Annotated in this window: 1 protein-coding gene; it reads left to right on the top strand. The window is 51.3% G+C overall.

Features of this window, described 5'->3' with window-relative positions; genetic code table 11:
• Positions 1-200 precede the first annotated feature (200 nt).
• Positions 201-2036 carry a M48 family metallopeptidase gene (locus ACSZPU_RS24990; RefSeq protein WP_499004287.1) on the top strand — a complete coding sequence of 612 codons (1836 nt, stop codon included), beginning with the start codon at positions 201-203 and terminating at the stop codon, positions 2034-2036.
• Positions 2037-2484 lie beyond the last annotated feature (448 nt).

Raw genomic sequence — 2484 nt, forward strand, 5'->3', positions numbered from 1 at the left:
AGCGGGCATCGTGAAAAGTCTATGTCAAAGAAAGGGTTATGTTCTCATAATTGACGATTAAATCGCACCTTCCTTAGTGAAAGGGCGCTTGCCCCTTTTATATGTACAGTAAACTCCTTCTGGAGAATCACGCGAAAGCAGTTTTCCCATTACTAACATTGGATGAGTTAATAACGTTGAAAAGCATAACGGAATTGAAAATGGGTTATACAAAGGTACTTTTTTGGGTCCTGTTAACCCTGTTTCTCATACCCGCAATCACATTAGGTTTTGCTGAATACGGGAATCGATCGCTCAATCAGGAATACACACAATTCTTTATTGAGGATGCACAAAAACAACATCAGGATGCCGATAAACTCGCTCAATTCCTGCAAGAGAACCCACCTTCAAGCGTCTGCGGCCCGGTTGTCGAGGATCTGCTGACCTACAAAAACGCGGTCTGTGCACCGGGTTCCGAACTCTGGCAGTTCTACACGATGGACAAAGTCGCCATCTGGACGCTGATTGCCGGCGTCGTGGTGTTGCTGATGATTGTGTTGCTCAGCGCACTGGCCTTCAAAGATCGCAGTAGCCAGCTGTTAAGCCTGAGGTTGGCGCGCCCGTTCCTGATGCTCGCGGGTTCACTTGAAGTGATTGTGCAGGGGGCGATGCTGGTCTGGCTCTCCTTCTGGGGTACTGCTTTCTTCACGCAAACCTACTATCCAAAATTAGTTATCATCGTGGGATTGATGGTGCTGGGCGGTATCTACTACATCATCAAAGGCATCTTCAGAAAACTGCCGCCTGAGGAGAATATCGAAGGCGAAGTGGTGAGCCGCGAAGCTGCCCCGGAACTTTGGTCACGCATTGATGCGCTGGCTGCCAGAGTAGGGACAACCCCGCCGGACCATGTTATTGCCGGTATCGACACCAATTTCTACGTCACGGAAGCCCCGCTGCGCGTGAATGACCAGCTGCTTAAGGGCCGTAAACTCTATGTCAGTATTCCGCTGTTGCGTCAGCTGACGCTCGCCCAGGCAGATGGCGTGATGGTGCATGAGCTGACCCACCTGCATGAAGGGGACACGGCGTCGGGTGCGTTACTGGGGCCGAAGCTGCACCGTTTCGATCTCTATACCGCCCTGATGAGCGAGAATGTGGCCACGCTGATTGTCTACTATCCACTGTATTTGTACCGCATGCTGTTTGAACTGGCATGGCAGCGCAACAGCCGTGAACGTGAGTTCGTGGCCGATCGCAATGCTTCCACGCTGATTTCACCTGCTGCGATCATCGAATCCCTGATCAAGATTTCAGCGTATGCGAGTTATCGCTATGAGGTTGAGCGCAGTCTGTTTGAAAACAATGCGCTGCATGAGAGTGAACTGGGGATCCGTAAAACGATTGCTGCCGGTTTGCCTGCGCATGTGGCGTCACCCGGTTTTATCGGTGCGATGCGTGAACAGAATGTGCCGCATCCCTTCGATTCACACCCACCGCTGACAGAGAGAATGCGTAACGTGGGTTTTGCCGTCGAAGAAACCGCCTATGCCGGGATCGCCGCGGATCTCCCCACAGAGAGTTGGGTCGATTTAATACCCGTTGCCGACAACATCGAACAGCAGCTGTGGCAGAAATACGAGCGTGATTTCTCGTCTAACCATGAAGAGAGCCTGGCCTGGCGCTACTGGCCCAGGGGAGAAGCAGAGACCGCGCTGGTCCTTAAGTACTTCCCCAATGTTCCCTTTACGCTGAAAGACGGTTCGCAAATCGAAATCAGCTGGCAGGGCATTGTGCTGCCGAAAACAGCTGAACTGCTGGACTGGGATAACGTTAAAAACATCAACGTCCTGCGAAACTTTGGCCGGGATACGTTGCATGTGCAACATGAGCAGCCGAACGCCCACGGCAATAAACGCAGCAAAATCCCTCTGCCGGGTCTCAAGAAAGAGATTGAGCGATTCAAGGAAGTGCTGGCCTGGTACTGGCATCGCCATCAGACGGCACGGTCGATACAGGCACAAGCTGAGGCGGTGACGCAGCAAGACGCATAACCCGTGTCTCAACCCTGTGTCGCTGATGCAGGGTTGAGCTGCAACCTTTACATCCTCAGGGAATGACAGTGTTTAAAAACGCGACCAGAAGTGCGATACCTGCACAGGTAACGTCTTTGGGTTAAGAGGAGGGGAGCTTTGGAGGGGATAATTTCTGCAGAGGTCGTTAGATATGAATTGCATGAGGAGTGTGTGGCGTTTGTCAAAGCCATTGAGTTGGTTAGAATAGACTGTTAGCTATGAGCGAGAACTGGGTGTTTTTTATTTTTGTCCTTTGAAACTTGCGTTGTGATGGTTTGTTGCTGAAAATCGCTTTGTCAGAGAATAGTGAACCGCCCCGGGAATCCTGGAGACTAAACTCTTTGAGAGAGGGTAAACAGGATGACTAAAAACACACGTTTTTCCCCGGAGGTTCGTCAGCGCGCCGTCCGTATGGTTCTGGAAAATC

The organism is Phytobacter sp. V69 (assembly GCF_965644215.1).
Taxonomy (GTDB): domain Bacteria; phylum Pseudomonadota; class Gammaproteobacteria; order Enterobacterales; family Enterobacteriaceae; genus Phytobacter.